This is a genomic window from Micromonospora sp. USAFONa4 (genome assembly GCF_057197825.1).
Window position 1 is genome coordinate 842,765 of sequence record NZ_CM170072.1, and the last position, 15,274, is coordinate 858,038.

Below are 15,274 nucleotides of genomic sequence, written 5' to 3' on the forward strand. Positions count from 1 at the left end.
CGGCGGCCGGCTCAGAGACCGGCGAGCGCCGCCACCTCGGCGCGGACCGCCGCCGGGGAACCGGCCAGCAACTGGGCCGACTTGCCACGCTTGAAGAACAGGTGCGCGTCGTGCTCGAAGGTGAACCCGATGCCGCCGTGCAGCTGGATCGCCTCGGCGGCGACGGTCATCAGCGTGTCGGTGCACACCAGCTTGGCCAGTGCCGCGTCGTGCGAGCGGGTGGCGGCCCCGGTGCGCAGCGTCGTGACGAGGTGGTCGGCCGTGGCCCGCGCCCCGGCGACCGCGACGGCAAGGTCGGCGCAGCGGTGCTTGAGGGCCTGGAACGACCCGATCGGGCGGCCGAACTGCTCGCGGACCTTGAGGTACTCGACGGTGCGGTCGAGGCAGGCGCGGGCCGCGGCGGCCGACTCCAGCGCGAGCATGGCGCGCACGTGGTCGAGCAGCACCCGGGCCCCCTCGCCGCCGGGGGCGTCGACGCGGGTGGCGGCGGCCTCGCGGAGGTGCACCGTGCTCAGCCGCCGGGTCTGGTCGAGCGTCATGTGCGTCCGCACTTCCACCCCGTCGGCGGCCAGGTCGACGGCGTAGACGCCGAGCCCACCGCCGGTGTCGCGGGCGGTGACGAGGACGACCCGGGCGGCCTCGACTCCGGCGACGAGGGTCTTGGTCCCGGTCAGCCCCCACTCGTCTGAGGTGCTGGTGGCCCGGGTGGCGGTCCGTTCGAGGTCCCAGCCCGCGCCGTCCTCGGCGAGGGCACCGGCCAGGGTCAGCTGCTCGTCCACGACGCGCGTCAGCAGGGGCTCGGCGCTCGGGCCGAGGGCGCGGGCGGCGAGGATCGCGGTGAGGCTCGTCGCGAGCGCGCCGGGCACGAGCCGGGCCCCGAGCTCCTCGATGACGGCGGTCGCGGCGGACACGTCGAGGCCGAGCCCGCCGAGGTGCTCCGGCACGACGAGGCCGAGCACGCCCAGTTCGGCCGTGAGCAGCTCGTGCAGCCGCGGGTCGTGGCCCTGCGCCCCGACCATGAGCTCGTGGGTGCGGCGCAGGTCGGCCCGCTCGTCGAGCACCTCGACGACGGAGGCGCGGACCTGGGCCACCTCCTCGGCCGCCTCGGGCGACAACGCCTCGGCCACACGCTGGGGGCCGGCGCTCGCTTCGGTCATCGTCCTCACCTCACCGGGGCAGACCGAGCAGGCGCTCGGCGATGATGTTGCGCTGGATCTCGTTGGAGCCGCCGTAGATCGTGTTTGCGCGGCTGAAGAGGAAGTGGGTCTGGGCGTCGTCCAGCTCGTACCCGGGCCCGGTGAGCAGCGCCCCGGCCCCCTCGACGTCGACCGCCAGCTCGCCGAGCGAGCGGTTCCACGTGGCCCACTGGAGCTTGGAGATCGACGCCTCCAGGCCCGACAGCCCTTCACCGGCGGACGCGAGCAGCCGCACCGCCGTGTGCCGCATCACCTCGAGCCCGATGTACGCCTCGACGAGGCGGTCGCGCAGCGCCGGCTCCTGCCAGGCGCCGTTCTCGTGGGCCCGGGCGATGACGGCGTCGAGGCGCCGGCGGAAGCCGATCTGCTGGCCGAGGGTGGACACGCCGCGCTCGAAGCCCAGGGTGCCCATGGCGACCTTCCAGCCCTCGCCCTCGGCGCCGACGCGGTGCTCGACGGCGGCCACGGCCCCGTCGAAGAAGACCTCGTTGAACTCGCTCGTGCCGGTCAGCTGGGTGATCGGGCGCACCGTGACGCCGGGCTGGTGCATCGGCACGAGCAGGTAGGACAGGCCCGCGTGCCGGGTCGAGCCGGGGTCGGTGCGGCACAGCACGAAGCACCAGTCGGCCAGGTGCGCGAGGGAGGTCCACACCTTCTGCCCGGTGATGACGTAGCTGTCGCCCCGGCGCTCGGCGCGGGTGCGCACCCCGGCGAGGTCCGAGCCGGCGTCGGGCTCGGAGTAGCCCTGGCACCAGATGTCCTCGCCGCTGGTGATGCCGGGCAGGAACCGCGCCTTCTGCTCCGGCGTGCCGAACGCCAGCAGGGTCGGGCCGAGCAGTTGCTCGGACATGTGCCCGAGCCGGCCGGGGGCGGCCGCGCGGGCGTACTCCTCGTGGTAGATGACCTGCTGGGCCAGGGTGGCGGGGCGACCGCCGTACTCGCTGGGCCAGCCGAGGCCGATCCAGCCGGCCCGGCCCAGGTGGCGCTCCCACTCGCGGCGCAGCTCGTGCGCCTCGTGCTCGCGTCCCTCGCCGCCGGTGCCGACGGCCGCGGCGAACGGCCCGGTGAGGGCCTCGTGGAGCCAGCCGCGGATCTCGGCCCGGAACTGCTCGTCGCTCACCGGTGCACCGGTGGCCCGCGCCGCGTCCGTACCCATGTCAGGCGCCGTAGACGGGGGTCGGCGGCTCGGCGCGGGCGACGAGGTCGGCGATCGCTTCGGTGAGTTCCTCCGGCTTCCACCGCTCGCCCCTGGTGGCGGCCGGCCCGTGGCGCCAGCCGTCGGCGAGCGAGACCTCGCCGCCGGCGACCTCGAAGACGGCTCCGGTGACGGCCTGCGCGGCGTCGGACCCGAGCCAGACCACGAGGGGGGAGACGTTGGCCGGGTCCATCGCGTCGAAGCCCGTCTCGGGGGCGGCCATCGCCTCGGCGAAGACGGCCTCGGTCATCGGCGTACGGGCCGAGGGGGCGATCGCGTTGACGACGATGCCGTAGCGGGCCCACTCGACGGCCGCGATCCGGGTCAGGGCGGCGATCCCGGCCTTGGCGGCGCCGTAGTTGCCCTGCCCGACGCTGCCCATGAGCCCCGCCCCGGAGGACGTGTTGACGACGCGCGCGGCGACCTGTCGGCCGGCCTTGGCCTCGTCCCGCCAGTACGCGGCGGCGTGGCGCATCGGCACGAAGTGGCCCTTGAGGTCGACCCGCAGGACGGAGTCCCATTCCTGCTCGCTCATGTTGACAAGCATCCGGTCGCGGTTGATGCCGGCGTTGTTGACGAGGGTGTGCAGTCCGCCGAAGGTCTCGACGGTCTCGCGCACGAGGCGCTCACCGTAGGCCCAGTCGCTGACGTCGCCGGCGCTGACGACCGCGCGACCGCCAGCTGCACGGATCTCGTCGACGACGGCCTGGGCCGCCTCCCGGCTGTTCTCGACGTCGTTGACGACGACGTCGGCGCCCTGTCGGGCGTACTCGAGGGCGTGCGCCCGGCCCAGCCCCTGTCCCGCACCGGTCACGATCACCGTTCGTCCTACGCAGAAGCCGCTCACGACACGCCCCTTCACTCGTGGTGCGGCCAGAAAACCACATCCGACACTAGCTATGCAAGCAAGCGCTTGGTAGGGTCCGCGAAACGACAGAAGGACGGCGGACCACGTGACGATGTTCTCGGCCCTGCGATTCCGAGACTTCCGCTTCGTACTCCTGACCCTGGTGCTGTCCCAGGCCGGCTACTGGGGCTGCAACATCGCCTTCCAGTCGGTGCTCACCGAGGTCGACGGCACCCCGGCGACGATGGGCGCGCTCTTCTTCTGCCTGCTCGTGCCGTTCACGCTCTTCTCCATCCCGGCCGGGGTGCTGGCCGACGCCTTCGACCGGCGGCGGCTGCAGATCGGCGTACTCCTGGCGACGAGCGCCCTGGCCGCGGTCTGCGCGGCGACGGTCGCGGCCCGGGTCGTCGACCTGCCCGTGCTGCTCGGGCTCGCCTTCCTCGCCGGCACCGGGATCAGCTTCCTGTCCCCGGTGACCCAGGCCCTCGTGGCCAACACCGTCCCGGCCGAGGCGCTCGGCACCGCCGTCCCGATCCAGGCCGCCGGGCTCAACCTCGCCCGCTCGATCGGCCCCGCGGTCGCCGGGCTGATCCTCGTGGCCTGGGGACCGCTGGGCACGTTCGTGATGTACGCGACGCTCAGCCTCGCCGCGGTCGCCGCCGCCGTCGCGGTCCGCACCCGTCGCGTCCCGCCGGCCACCCCCGTCGTCCGCGAGAGCCTGGCGACGCAGGTCCGCGCCGGCATCCGGCACGCCCGGGAGCGGCCCCCCGCCGCGCTCTGCCTGGTCATCGTGGGGGTCAACGCCTTCTTCGGGTGCACCTTCACGACCCAGCTCGCCGTCCGGGCGACCTCGACCTCGGACCATCCGGAGACGGTCTTCCCCATGCTCGTGGCCCTGACCGGGCTGGGCTCGTTCCTCGGGGTCCTCGTCGTGGCCCGGCTCTCCGGGCGCGTCGCCACCGTGTGGCACGCCGCGGTCACCCTCGGCCTGCTCGCCGTGAGCACCGCGCTGCTCGGGGCGGCGACGACAGTTCCCGTGCTCGCGGGGGCCGCGCTGCTGTGCGGCTCGTTCAGCATCGGCGCCATGGTGATCCTGCAGACGGTCGTCCAGCGGGTCGTCGACGACGCGCAGCGCGGCCGGGCAATGAGCCTCTACTTCCTCGGCTGGGGCGGCATGCCGTTCGGTGCCCTCCTGCTCGGCGGGCTGAGCACGTGGTTCGGCTCCGCGACCGCCTTCTTGCTGTACGCCGCCGCGTGCGTCGCGACGGCGATCACCGTTCTCGTGTGGTTGCGGCGCGGGGGCACCGCCCCCCTGCCCGCGACGTGACCGCCCCGGCCCCTCCTGCTCCCTGCCGACCCACCGCCCCCCGAAGGAGTTCGCCGTGACCGACCAGTCCCCCCCGACCACGCCCGCGGCGGCGCTGCCCGTACCCGCCGACTTCGCCCACCGCACCGGGTTCGCGCTCGTCACCGGCGGCAGCGGCGGGATCGGCCGGGTCATCGCCCTCGAGCTGGCCCGCCGGGGATCGGCGGTGGCGATCACCTACCGCGGCAACACCGAGGCGGCCCGGCAGTTGCTCGGCGAACTGCCGCCCGTCGCGTCCGGCACGCACTCGGCGCACCGCCTCGACCTCACCGACGCCGAGGCCACCGCCGCGCTCGTGACCGCCCTCACCGGAGGCCACGGTCCGCTGCACACGGTCGTGCACGCGGCCGGGCCGCACGTGCCCATGCGGCACCTGTCGACGGTGAGCCCCGGGCAGTTCGCCACACAGGTGGCCAACGACACGACCGCCTTCTTCACGCTGGTCTCGGCCTGCCTGCCGGCCCTGCGGGAAAGCCGCGGCAACGTGGTGGCGATCACGACCGCGGCGACGGCGCGCTACCCCACCCGCGACGGCCTCTCCGCCGCGCCGAAGGCGGCGGTCGAGGCGCTCGTGCGGGCCTTCGCCAACGAGGAGGGCCGCTTCGGCATCCGGTTCAACTGCGTCGGGCCGGGCATGCTCACCGACGGGATGGCCGAGCGGCTCATCGCCTCCGGGGACCTCGACGAACGCGCCCTGGCCGTGGCCCGGTCCTCGACCCCGCTGCGGCGGTTCGGTGCCGCCCTCGACGTCGCCGAGGCCGCCTGCTTCCTGGCCAGCGACCGGGCCGACTTCGTCACCGGGCAGAAGCTCGACGTCGACGGAGGCTTCGGTGTCTGAGCAGCCCCGGTCCGTCCCCTCGATGTCGGGCCCTTGCGGTGAGGGGGACGCGGCGACCAGGGCCTCCGGCCCGGTCGGGCTGGACGCGCTGCTCGCCGAGCGGGCCATCGAGCGGGCCCTGCTGCGCTACGCGCGCGGGGTCGACCGGATGGACCGGGACCTCGCCGCGAGCGCCTTCCACCCGGACGCCCGGATCACCCTCGGCGGGAGCGTGGCCGACCGGGACACGACGCTGGACGTGGTCTTCGCGCTCGTGGCGCGGCGCACCATGACGATGCACTACCTGACGAACGTCCTGGTCGAGCTCGACCCGACCGACCCGGACCGGGCCCGGGCCGAGACGTACGGCATCGCGTTCCAGCGCAGCGCGTCGGAGCCGCCGCACGGCAACCTCGTCAGCGGGTTCCGCTACGTCGACCTCGTCACCCGGCGCGCGGGCGAGTGGCGGGTGCGGGAACGTCTCACCGTCTCGGAGTGGCAGCGGGTCGACGACCTCGCCGGGCAGTGGCCGATCCCCGAGGCCTCGCTGCGGGGAGCCCGCGACGGGTCCGACCCGGTCAGCCGCCCGTGGCCGCCCGCCGGCCCGGGCGCCTAGCCGCCGGACCGGGTGCCTAGCCGCCGGATCCAGCCGTCAGCTCGGGCCGGGGCGCGCCCCCGCCGAGCATCGCGCGCATCCCGCCGTGGTTGCCGGCGACGAGGGCGGCCCGGTCCAGGCCGGAGCGCCGCGCGGCGACCTCGGCCTGCTGGCGCACGACGTGTACCGGGCCGGCGCCCAGGGCCGCCAGCCCCTGGGCGGCGACGTCGGCCGGGTCGGCCGCTCCGGTGAGGTCGAGGCCGGCCCGTTCCATGGCGGGGGTGGCCGTGAGGCCGAGCACGAGGTGCAGCACGTCGACCCCGGCCTGCCCCAACTCGAGCCACAGGCCCTCGGTGAAGATCCGGGCGAAGGCCTTGGCCGCGGCGTAGACGCCGATGTCGGCGTGGCCGAGGTAGCCGGCCGAGGAGCCGACGACGAGAATGCCGCCCCGGCCGCGTGCGGCGAGCCGGGCACCGAGCTCCCGGCAGAGTTCGAGCGGGCGGGTGACGTTGAGGTCGATGACGGCCTGGACCCGTGCGAGGTCCGCCTCGACGAAGCGGCTGCGGTAGGTGTTCGCGCCGGCGTTGAGGACGAGCAGCCCGAGGTCGAGGTCGGCGACGGCCTCGACGATCCGGTCGGTCGCGTCCGCGTCGAGCAGGTCCAGCGCGAGCGTCCGGCACGGGGCCCCGTGGGCCCGGACCCGGTCGGCGACCTCGTCGAGGGCCCCGGGCTTGCGGGCGACCAGCACGATGCCGAGGCCGGCCCGGGCCAGCTGCTCGGCGAACGCGGCGCCGACCCCCTCGGAGCCGCCGACGACCAGGGCCCAGGGCCCGTAGCGCTCGCGCAGGCCGGTCACGCCGGTGGCCTCGCTCATGACTTCGCCGGGCTTTCCGTCGCGGCGGGCTCGTCGAACCAGTCCCACTCCCAGGGGGTGATGGTGGCCAGGGGCCCGGTGAACAGCGGCGTGGCCGTGCTGGCGAGCGCCGCCGGCGGGGCCGGCAGCGGGTCCGCGGCCAGGGCCCGCGCGAACTCGACCGGATCCGCCTCGAGATAGGTGAGACGGATCCGCGTGACCGGTCCGTCGGGGTTGCCGCGACTCGGGGCGCTGCGGAAGGTCCACACGCCCGCGACGCCGTCGCGCGCGAGCAGGTCGGGCACCTGGGTCTCGTGCTCGAACCGGGACAGGTCGGCCACGTCGGGGTGCGGGGCGGTCTCGACCCGGCTCACCTCGACGTACACCCCGCGGTGGGGCCGGAACGGCAGCGCGGCGAGGGTGACGAGGGCCCGGCGGGCCACGTGGCCCTGAACAGGGCGGAACATCCGGGTCATCGGCCGCTCGGTCCAGGCCAGCTCCGGACGCCGGCCCTGGTGGATCGCCCGGTCACCGAGGTCCTTCCACTCGGCGATCGAGTCCGCGGCCGGCTCGGCGAACCAGTACATCGCCAGGTACTGGCTGCCGGCGAGGGCGGGGTCGGGGTAGCTGCCGAGCCGCTCGCACGCGGGGGTACGCACCCAGCGGTCGCCGTGGACGACGCCGGACAGGGCGAGGTTCTCGGGGCGGTGGTCGAGCTGGTGCCACGCGTTGTAGTCGCGATGGCGGGCGGGGTCGGTCACCTTCGGGAAGGAGAAGAAGGCGCGGGTGGCGGTCTCCGGGGTGCTCGGGATCATCTCGGCCCTCTCCACGGTCGGGCGCTGGTGGAGCGCGATCGGACCGGCGTCGCCGCGCGCTCGGCAGCTGACGCTTGACCCTAGGGTCGCACCAGCACTACCGTCAAGCAAGCGCTTGGTTGACATAAGTGTCCGCAAAGGAGCCCCATGACCGCCAGCGACGCGGACTTCCGCGCCCGGCTCGACGCCCTGATCGGCCTCACCGACCCGCCGCGTCGGGCCAAGGACGCGGTCACCGAGGCGGCCATCCGCATCTGGTGCGACGCCGTCGGCGACGAGAACCCCGCCTACCAGGACCCGGGGTGGGCCGCCCGCTCCGCCTGGGGCGGCATCGTGGCCCCGGCGACCTCGCTGAACATGTGGACCCTGCCGGGCAACCGGCGCAGCCACCGCCACGCCGAGAGCCTCGACCGGGTCAACGAGGTCCTCGCCGAGCGCGGCTTCACCTCGGTGGCCGCGGTGCAGACGGAGCACACCTACGTACGCCCGCTGCGCCCCGGCGACCACCTGCAGCAGTTCCCCTCCATCGGCGCGGTCTCCCCGGAGAAGTCCACCCGCCTCGGCCGGGGTCACTTCGTCGACCTCGTCAGCGACTACCGCACCCTCGACGGCGAGCCGGTCGGACGCGTCGTCCTGCGGATGCTCCGCTGGAACCCGGCGACCCGGGCCGAGGTCCCGGCGACGCCCGGGAACCGCCTCGCCCGGCCGGTGCGCCCGGTCGGTGCCGCCCCGACCGACCTGCCGCCCGCCGGCACCACCGGCACCCTGACGGCGCACCTGCAACCCGGCTACGCCGCCGCCCCCCTCGACGAGCGCCCCTACCTCGTCGGCACCGCCGAACTCGCCGACGGGACCCGCCTCAGCGCAGACGTCGTGGACCTGCGCCCCGACCTCGTGCACGACGGCATGCCGGTCGTCGTGGCCCACCGACGCACCCGCGACGGCCAGACCCTGCCGGTGCTCACCGCCCCCCGGCCCGTACGCCGCACGAGCACCCGCACCGGCGCCGAGGTGCACACCGGGCAACGCCTCGCCCCCTGGCCGGTCCCCGTCACCCAGCTGTCCATCGCGGCGCTGGCGACCGCGACCTTCGACTTCAACGACGTGCACCTCGACCGCGACGCGGCCCTCGAGCGGGGCGCCCGCGACGTCTACATGAACATCCTCGGCTCCAGCGCGCTGGTCAACTGCTACCTCACCGACTGGGCCGGACCGGAGGCCCGCGTCGTCGACTTCCGCACCCGCCTCGCCGCGCAGAACCACCCCGGCGACACCTGCACCCTCGACGGTGTCGTCACCGGCCTGGAGCCGGCGCCCGGGGCCGCCGGGGGAACGCACGTCACCGTCGACGTACGCGGCACCAACAGCCTCGGCGACCACGTCATCGCCTCCGCCACCCTCGCCCTGCCCTGAGAGGAACCCCGTGCTCGCCAGCTACGTCGTCGACTCCGGCTCCCCCGACAGCCTGCGGCTCGGTCAGCTCGACGCCCCGGCGCCCGGCCCCGGTCAGGTGCTCGTGCGGGTCCAGGCGGCGAGCCTGGACCGGGTCGACACGTACATCCGTCGCGGCACCCACGGGATGGCGGTCGCCGGACCGACGATCCTCGGCCGGGACGTCGCCGGCACCGTCGTGCGGACCGGTCCCGGCGTCACCGGCCTCACTCCCGGCGACGCGGTCGTCGGGCTGACCACCGGCACCCACGCCGAGTTCGCCGTCGTCGCGGCCACGCACTGCTTCCCGCGGCCGGCCGCGCTCGACGCCGCCCACGCCGCAGCGGTGCCCACCGCCGGACGCACCGCCTACGACGCGGTCGTCAACCTCGCCGGGGTGCGCCCCGGCGACCGGGTCCTCGTCGTCGCCGCCGCGGGTGCCGTCGGCACCTTCGCCGTCCAGTACGCCCACCACCTGGGCGCGCGCGTCGTCGGCACCAGCGCCCCGGCGAAGGCCAATGCCGTACGCGCCCTCGGCGCCCTCCAGGTCGTGGACCACTACCGTCCCGACGTCGTCGAGTCCCTGCGTGCCGCCCTGCCCGGCGGCGAGGCCGACGTCGTCGTCGAGTCGGTCGGTGGCACCCTGTGGTCCGACGTGCTCAAGGTCCTCGCCCCCGGCGGGCGGCTGGTCACCTGCGGCGTCACCGCCGACAGCCACGCCCACCTGCACCTGGGTCGGCTCATGGTCAAGGGCTGGACGCTGCGTGGCATCGGCCGGCCCGGGCCCGAGGCGGTGGCCCGCCAGCTGCGCGAGGCCCTCACCCTCTCGGCCGTCGCCGCCGCCCCCGCGGTCGCCGCCACGTACCCGCTCGAGCGGGCCGCCGCCGCGCACGACCGGCTGGAGGCCTCCGACTTCGTCGGGCGGATCGTCCTCACCACGGGCTGAGCGGGCCGCGGCGATCAACAATCGGGTGTCCGCGCTGGTTCCGGGGGCAGGCGGCGGTGGTCAAGCTTTTCCGTTCACGGTCCTTGGGAGCTCGGCAGCGGACACCGCAGCGTGACCTCGACTCCCGTAATCACCATCTGAAATTCGAGTAACCGCAACCCGAGCACACACCCCCGCACGGATGTATTTTGCCGGCCCGATTCCTCTCTGTAAGGGCGTCCACCCGCAACCGCCACCGGCACGGCGGCTGCGGCGGCCCATCCCCGGGAGGAAGCATGTCCATGCGTCTGAGGCAACGCGCACGGCGATTCACCCTCACCTTAGGAGGAAGAGGCGATGTGAGTGGAAGTGCGTTCGGCGGGGCTTTGCTACGCCGAAGGGTAAGAGGTCAGATCGTCGCGCTGGTGCTCGCTACCGGTTTGCTGACGCTGGACGCAAGCCCCGCCGCCGCCAACGGAGCCCCGGAGGCGGCGGCCCCTGAGGCGATCGTGCACCAGGTGCCGCAGGTGCCACTCACCATCAACGGCGAGCCGGTCCCCGCAAGCACGATCACCAGATACAACGGCCAGCCCCTGTACCTGGCCGCGGTTCCGGGCAGGAGCCCGAACGGCCAACTCCAGGCGTTCACCGAGCCAGCTGACTTTGAGCGCTTCGTTCGTGAGCAGGGCGGACCGGAGCGAGTGCTGACCCCTGAATCCGTTGCAGTTCGAAATCCGATCTCGCTACCGGACCACCCAGGAACCGGGGGCAGCTGGGCCGGCAAGTCGGTCAATACCGCCTCTTTCCTTTACTCCGGCGACAATGGAACATTCTACCAGTTCCACATACTGGCTGGGTCGGCGGTCAGTGACCTGAAGCAGGTGGACATGGTGTGCGTCATCTGGTGTATCAGCTGGAACGACGAGGCATCATCCGTGAGAACCACCTATGGCATCACCCTTTTTGAACATATCGGGTTTGGCGGGTCCGCACTGTTCGTTGCCGGCGGTTTCCACCCCTACCTGGCAAGCTTCGGCTGGGACAATCGGACGTCATCCTTCAGGGCTTGATCTCTTCGTTCCCAAGTCGGCGGCGCGGCGGCTGCACGTGAAGCACTGCCAGCGCGTCTGGGGCATTTTGCGACCGGGTGCCGTGCTGGCCGGTGCACGGCACCACCCGGGGGGACTCCCGCGATGTTTCGGCCACTTTCGGATGAAGACCGTTCGGCAACCTCCGTCGCCCTGCTCCACATCGGGCACGGATCCGTCGGGCAACTCGGCGCGGCAACTCGTCAACGGCGACCAGCGTCGTCCTGGCTGGCCTGGGTGAGCGGCTCCCCCGACACGGCGGACAGGACGACGAGCGGGATCCGCCGCCCGAAGCCCGCGGCCCGTTCGGCGTAGCGCCCCACGTTCGGCTTCTGCGCCACGACGTGCGCGAACAGCTCCGGGTCGCGCTCCCCGTCGGTCACCCGCGCCCGCACCGCGATCGTCCTGCGCCGCAGGACGATCCAGCAGAGGTCGTGGTGACGCGCGTTGACCACCCAGGCCGGGTCCTTGGGACCGCCGCCCTTGGAGCCGACGACCACCAGGTCCGTCCCGTGCGGCACGTACGGCAACGCCGCGTCGCGCAGCTGCCCGGACCGGCGGCCCACCGTCGTCAGCAGCAGCGTGGGGTGGTACGGGAACCTGCCCGCCAACGCGTACTGCAACGACACGAGCGAGAACCCGGTCCGTCGCACCAGGAACCTGTCGAACGCCATCCCGCGCGGCCCACGGATGACGATCAGCCACGACCGGCCGTACGAGGCGAACGACCTCGTCTCCGCACCGATCCGCTTCCCCCGGCTCATCGCGCCCGGGCCAGCAACGGTGACAGCGCCCCGGCGACGTCGGCGACGTCCTCGATGCCCCGGACCACCTCGACGAGCTGTTCCTGTGTGCCCGCGTCGAGGATCCCGTCGCAGAACGTGGCCAGCTTGCCGACCACGAAGTCCCAGTCCGCCCGCGTCGCCTCGCTCCACGGGTCGCCCTGGGCGAAGTCCGACTCGACGACGTACTCCCGGCCGCCGGCCCGGATCGTCAGCGCGCCCCGCGTCCGGCGGATCTGACCGCCCGGGTGCTCCCTGAGATCGGCCTCCCACTCGGCGTCGAGCACCGGGTCGGGCGCCGTCGTGATCCGGCGCGCCAGGTCCCACACCTCAGGGTCGGCCAGCCGCTGCGGGTCGTACCACTGTGGCCCGGGGGCGTGCCCGAGCAACGCGAGCGCCGCGGCGTACGGCATGTTGAAGGCGCCGTCCAGCGGCGCGACGAGCGTGTCGGGGATACGCGGGGCCGGCTCCCGGAACTGCAACGTCCGGTAGGCCGCCGGGCTCAGCCGGATCTCCATGGAGTCGATCTGCGACACCGGCACGCCATGGGTGCCCGGGAACGCGCGGATCGCGTCGAGCGCGGCGTGGGTGAAGCGGCACGTCGGGTACGGCTTGAGCGACGTCTCGCTGATCCACCACGTCGATCCCAGGCCGGCCACCATCTCGTGCCGCTCGCCGCCGAGGAAGCCCATCGCCTCGATGAAGCCCGGGGTGCGGTCCAGCACGTCCAGGTCGCCGGTGTAGCCCTCCTCGGCGAGCGCCGCGCCGAGCATCCCGGCGTGCGCGATCGCGCCGTACGGGCCGTACTTGAACGCGTTGAACGAGCGCCGCTCGGCCATGTAGGAGTTCTTCGCCGGCGGGGCCAGCCAGGCGACCAGGCCGAGCGCGTGGGTCAGGCGCTCCGGCTCCCAGCCGCCGACGACGGCGCACGCGGCGGCCGTGCCCATCGAGGCGTACCCGTGCGACGACAGCGGCGACCAGCGGAACTGACCGTCCTCGAAGGCCATCAGCGAGGTCGACAGGTTCAGCCGCGCGTTGATCTCGAAGGCGATGATGCTCGCGCGCAGCAGGCTCGCCCCGTCGGCGTGCAGCCGCTCGGCCTCGGCCAGTCCGGCCGCGACCCCGAACACCGCGAAGTGCGCCGAGTTGAAGAAGGTGTCGTCCGCGTCCAACGCGTTCATCATGTCCGCGTTGGCGTGCGCGGCGTTGATCGCCGCGACCCGCTGCCCCAGCCCGAACACCGTCGCCTCGGCCGGGCCGCCGAACCGGGCGGCGACCCGCTGGACCATGCGGCTGCGCCGCAACCGCACCGCCGCCAGCCCGCAGACGAGCGAGTCGAGCAGGACGAGCTTGCCGTAGTCGCGTACCGGCTCGGGGATGTCCTCGTGGCGCGTGGTCGCGAACCGCGCGAGCAGTTGCGTCCGGGTAGGTTCCGTCGCGTCGGTCACCGCTCAGCCCACCTTTCCCGGCGCGACGAGCCGGTTGCCCTGCCTGTCGCGCGGCAGCGGCACGGGGATCGCCGCGAGCAGCTTCTTCGTGTACTCCTGCCGTGGATTGGCGAAGATCTGCTCCGTCGTGTCCGTCTCCACGACCTCACCGGAGGCCATCACCATGACCCGGTCGGCGATGACCTCGACGAGCGCCAGGTCGTGGCAGACGAACAGGTACGCCAGGCCCAGCTCCTCCTGCAGGTCCCGGAGCAGGTTGAGCACCTGCGCCCGCACCGACACGTCCAGCGCCGCGACCGGCTCGTCGCACACGATGAGGCTCGGCTTCATCGTCAACGCCCGGGCGATGGCGACCCGTTGCAGCTGCCCGCCGGACAGCTCCGCCGGGTAGCGCCCCAGGTAACGCGAGCCGATGCCGACCTTGTCGAGCAGCTCGACGGCCTCCCGCTCACGCGTGCCGCGGTCCTTGTCCGTGTGCACGAGGAACGGCTCGGCGACCGCGTCCTTGATCGTCATTCGCGGGTCGAGCGAGCTGTACGGGTCCTGGAAGATCATCTGCATCCGCTGGCGCAGCTCGCGCAACTGCTTCGGCTTCGTGGCCAGCACGTTCATCCCGTCGAAGGTCACCGACCCGGAGTCCGGCTCGATGAGGCGCAGCACCATGCGCCCGACCGTCGACTTGCCCGCGCCGGACTCACCGACGACCGCGAGACACTCGCCGCGCTCCAGGGTGAAACTCACCCCCTTGACCGCGTGCGACCACTTCGTACGCCGGCCGAGCCAGTCCCGACCGGAGCTGAACGACTTCGTGAGGCCCTCGACCTCGAGCAGGCTCATCAGACCGTCACTCCATCCAGAGAGAGCTCCGCGACGCGCACGCACCGCGCGTGGTGCCCGGCGGCGCCGTCGACACGGACCAGGCCCGGGTGGGCCACGTCGCACCGGCCCGGCTGGGCGTACTCGCACCGGCTGCTGAACCGGCACCCGTGCGGCCAGGCGCCCGGGGAGGGGATGCCGCCGGGGATCGCGCGCAGCCGCCGGTCGGTGCTCAGGCCCGGCTTCGGGATCGACCCGAGCAGGCCGGAGGTGTAGGGGTGCCGCGGGTGGAAGAAGATCTTCTCCGAGGGCGCGTTCTCGGCCACCTCGCCGGCGTACATGACCACGACCTCCCGGCACAGCTCGGCCACCACCGCGAGGTCGTGGCTGACGAACAGCAGCGCCACCCCGGTCTGCTCCTGCAGGTCCCGCAGCAGTTCGAGGATCCGCTCCTGCACCGTCACGTCGAGCGCCGTCGTCGGCTCGTCGGCGATGAGCAGGCGCGGGTTGCACGCCATGACCATCGCGATCATGACGCGCTGGCACATGCCGCCGGAGAAGGCGTGCGGGTACTCGTCGACCCGCTGCGCCGCCCGCGGGATCTGCACCATGTCAAGCATCTCGACGGCGCGGGCCCGGGCCTGTCTGCGGTTCATGCCCAGGTGCTTGCGCACCGACTCCGCGATCTGGTCCCCGACGGTGTAGGCCGGGTTCAGGCTGCGGATCGGCTGCTGGAAGATCATGCCCATGCCCGGGCCCCGCAGGTCCCGCCACTGCTTCGGGGTGCCCGCGGTGAGGTCCACGCCGTCGAAGACGACCCGGCCCGAGGCGATCCGCCCGCCGGTCGCCGCGGTCAGGCCCATCACCGCGATCGAGGTCACCGTCTTGCCCGACCCGGACTCGCCGACGAGAGCCATCGACTCCCCCGGCCGGAGCGAGAACGAGACGTCCTGGACGGTCGTCTGCCACCCGCCCGAGGGCGCGGGGAACTCGACGCTCAGGTTCTCCACGCGCAGCAGGTCCGCCGCCGGATCGGTGGCGCCGGTCCTGGTGCCGGCGGTCCCGCCGGATGCCGCTTCACGTGCCATGTCAGCTCCTGG

15 protein-coding genes are annotated in these 15,274 nt (G+C 73.3%); 6 read left to right on the top strand and 9 right to left on the bottom strand.

From position 1 onward, the window contains the following. Positions 1-11: 11 nt before the first annotated feature. From AC0OO9_RS03230 to AC0OO9_RS03240, 3 genes are read right to left on the bottom strand one after another with little or no spacing between them, the layout of a single operon-like run. Positions 12-1,157, bottom strand: coding sequence for an acyl-CoA dehydrogenase family protein (locus tag AC0OO9_RS03230; protein WP_484515439.1), 1,146 nt, complete (start codon positions 1,155-1,157; stop codon positions 12-14). A 10-nt stretch (positions 1,158-1,167) separates the two neighbouring features. Continuing rightward, positions 1,168-2,316 carry an acyl-CoA dehydrogenase family protein gene (locus tag AC0OO9_RS03235; RefSeq protein ID WP_484517841.1) on the bottom strand — a complete coding sequence of 383 codons (1,149 nt, stop codon included), beginning with the start codon at positions 2,314-2,316 and terminating at the stop codon, positions 1,168-1,170. 37 nt (positions 2,317-2,353) lie between these two features. Further along, positions 2,354-3,253: an SDR family oxidoreductase gene (locus tag AC0OO9_RS03240; RefSeq protein ID WP_484515440.1), complete on the bottom strand. Its 900-nt coding sequence runs from the start codon at positions 3,251-3,253 to the stop codon at positions 2,354-2,356. Positions 3,254-3,350: 97 nt separating this feature from the next. On the opposite strand from AC0OO9_RS03240, the gene AC0OO9_RS03245 reads away from it, so the two are divergent. Genes AC0OO9_RS03245 through AC0OO9_RS03255 form a run of 3 tightly spaced genes read left to right on the top strand, consistent with a single transcriptional unit; the run spans position 3,351 to position 6,037 of the window. After that, positions 3,351-4,565 carry an MFS transporter gene (locus tag AC0OO9_RS03245; protein WP_484517842.1) on the top strand — a complete coding sequence of 405 codons (1,215 nt, stop codon included), beginning with the start codon at positions 3,351-3,353 and terminating at the stop codon, positions 4,563-4,565. Between the two features lie 55 nt (positions 4,566-4,620). Further along, positions 4,621-5,442, top strand: coding sequence for an SDR family NAD(P)-dependent oxidoreductase (locus AC0OO9_RS03250; RefSeq protein WP_484515442.1), 822 nt, complete (start codon positions 4,621-4,623; stop codon positions 5,440-5,442). Continuing rightward, complete coding sequence (locus AC0OO9_RS03255) at positions 5,435-6,037, top strand: nuclear transport factor 2 family protein (protein WP_484515443.1); 603 nt, start codon at positions 5,435-5,437, stop codon at positions 6,035-6,037. The genes AC0OO9_RS03250 and AC0OO9_RS03255 overlap by 8 nt, the downstream gene beginning before the upstream one ends. A 16-nt stretch (positions 6,038-6,053) precedes the next feature. On the opposite strand, the gene AC0OO9_RS03260 is transcribed toward AC0OO9_RS03255, so the two are convergent. Both AC0OO9_RS03260 and AC0OO9_RS03265 read right to left on the bottom strand, forming a co-directional pair. Then, positions 6,054-6,890 carry an SDR family NAD(P)-dependent oxidoreductase gene (locus AC0OO9_RS03260; RefSeq protein ID WP_484515445.1) on the bottom strand — a complete coding sequence of 279 codons (837 nt, stop codon included), beginning with the start codon at positions 6,888-6,890 and terminating at the stop codon, positions 6,054-6,056. Further along, positions 6,887-7,699 carry a hypothetical protein gene (locus AC0OO9_RS03265; protein WP_484515447.1) on the bottom strand — a complete coding sequence of 271 codons (813 nt, stop codon included), beginning with the start codon at positions 7,697-7,699 and terminating at the stop codon, positions 6,887-6,889. The genes AC0OO9_RS03260 and AC0OO9_RS03265 overlap by 4 nt, the downstream gene beginning before the upstream one ends. A 132-nt stretch (positions 7,700-7,831) precedes the next feature. On the opposite strand from AC0OO9_RS03265, the gene AC0OO9_RS03270 reads away from it, so the two are divergent. The 3 genes from AC0OO9_RS03270 to AC0OO9_RS03280 all read left to right on the top strand — a co-directional run bounded on the left by AC0OO9_RS03270 (position 7,832) and on the right by AC0OO9_RS03280 (position 11,110). Next, complete coding sequence (locus AC0OO9_RS03270) at positions 7,832-9,097, top strand: FAS1-like dehydratase domain-containing protein (protein ID WP_484515448.1); 1,266 nt, start codon at positions 7,832-7,834, stop codon at positions 9,095-9,097. A gap of 10 nt (positions 9,098-9,107) precedes the next feature. Beyond that, complete coding sequence (locus tag AC0OO9_RS03275) at positions 9,108-10,061, top strand: quinone oxidoreductase family protein (protein WP_484515449.1); 954 nt, start codon at positions 9,108-9,110, stop codon at positions 10,059-10,061. A 404-nt stretch (positions 10,062-10,465) separates the two neighbouring features. Next, on the top strand, positions 10,466-11,110 hold the full coding sequence (locus tag AC0OO9_RS03280) for a hypothetical protein (RefSeq protein ID WP_484515450.1): 645 nt from the start codon (positions 10,466-10,468) through the stop codon (positions 11,108-11,110). A 221-nt stretch (positions 11,111-11,331) separates the two neighbouring features. On the opposite strand, the gene AC0OO9_RS03285 is transcribed toward AC0OO9_RS03280, so the two are convergent. The 4 genes from AC0OO9_RS03285 to AC0OO9_RS03300 are packed head-to-tail and all read right to left on the bottom strand — an operon-like array spanning position 11,332 to position 15,262. Then, on the bottom strand, positions 11,332-11,892 hold the full coding sequence (locus AC0OO9_RS03285; RefSeq protein WP_484515451.1) for a nitroreductase/quinone reductase family protein: 561 nt from the start codon (positions 11,890-11,892) through the stop codon (positions 11,332-11,334). After that, positions 11,889-13,358 carry an MmgE/PrpD family protein gene (locus AC0OO9_RS03290; RefSeq protein WP_484515452.1) on the bottom strand — a complete coding sequence of 490 codons (1,470 nt, stop codon included), beginning with the start codon at positions 13,356-13,358 and terminating at the stop codon, positions 11,889-11,891. The genes AC0OO9_RS03285 and AC0OO9_RS03290 overlap by 4 nt, the downstream gene beginning before the upstream one ends. A 3-nt stretch (positions 13,359-13,361) precedes the next feature. Continuing rightward, positions 13,362-14,195, bottom strand: a complete 834-nt coding sequence (locus AC0OO9_RS03295) for an ATP-binding cassette domain-containing protein (RefSeq protein ID WP_484515454.1) — start codon at positions 14,193-14,195, stop codon at positions 13,362-13,364. Beyond that, positions 14,195-15,262: an ABC transporter ATP-binding protein gene (locus tag AC0OO9_RS03300; protein ID WP_484515456.1), complete on the bottom strand. Its 1,068-nt coding sequence runs from the start codon at positions 15,260-15,262 to the stop codon at positions 14,195-14,197. Before AC0OO9_RS03300 ends, AC0OO9_RS03295 begins: the two co-directional genes overlap by 1 nt. Between the last annotated feature and the right edge of the window lie 12 nt (positions 15,263-15,274).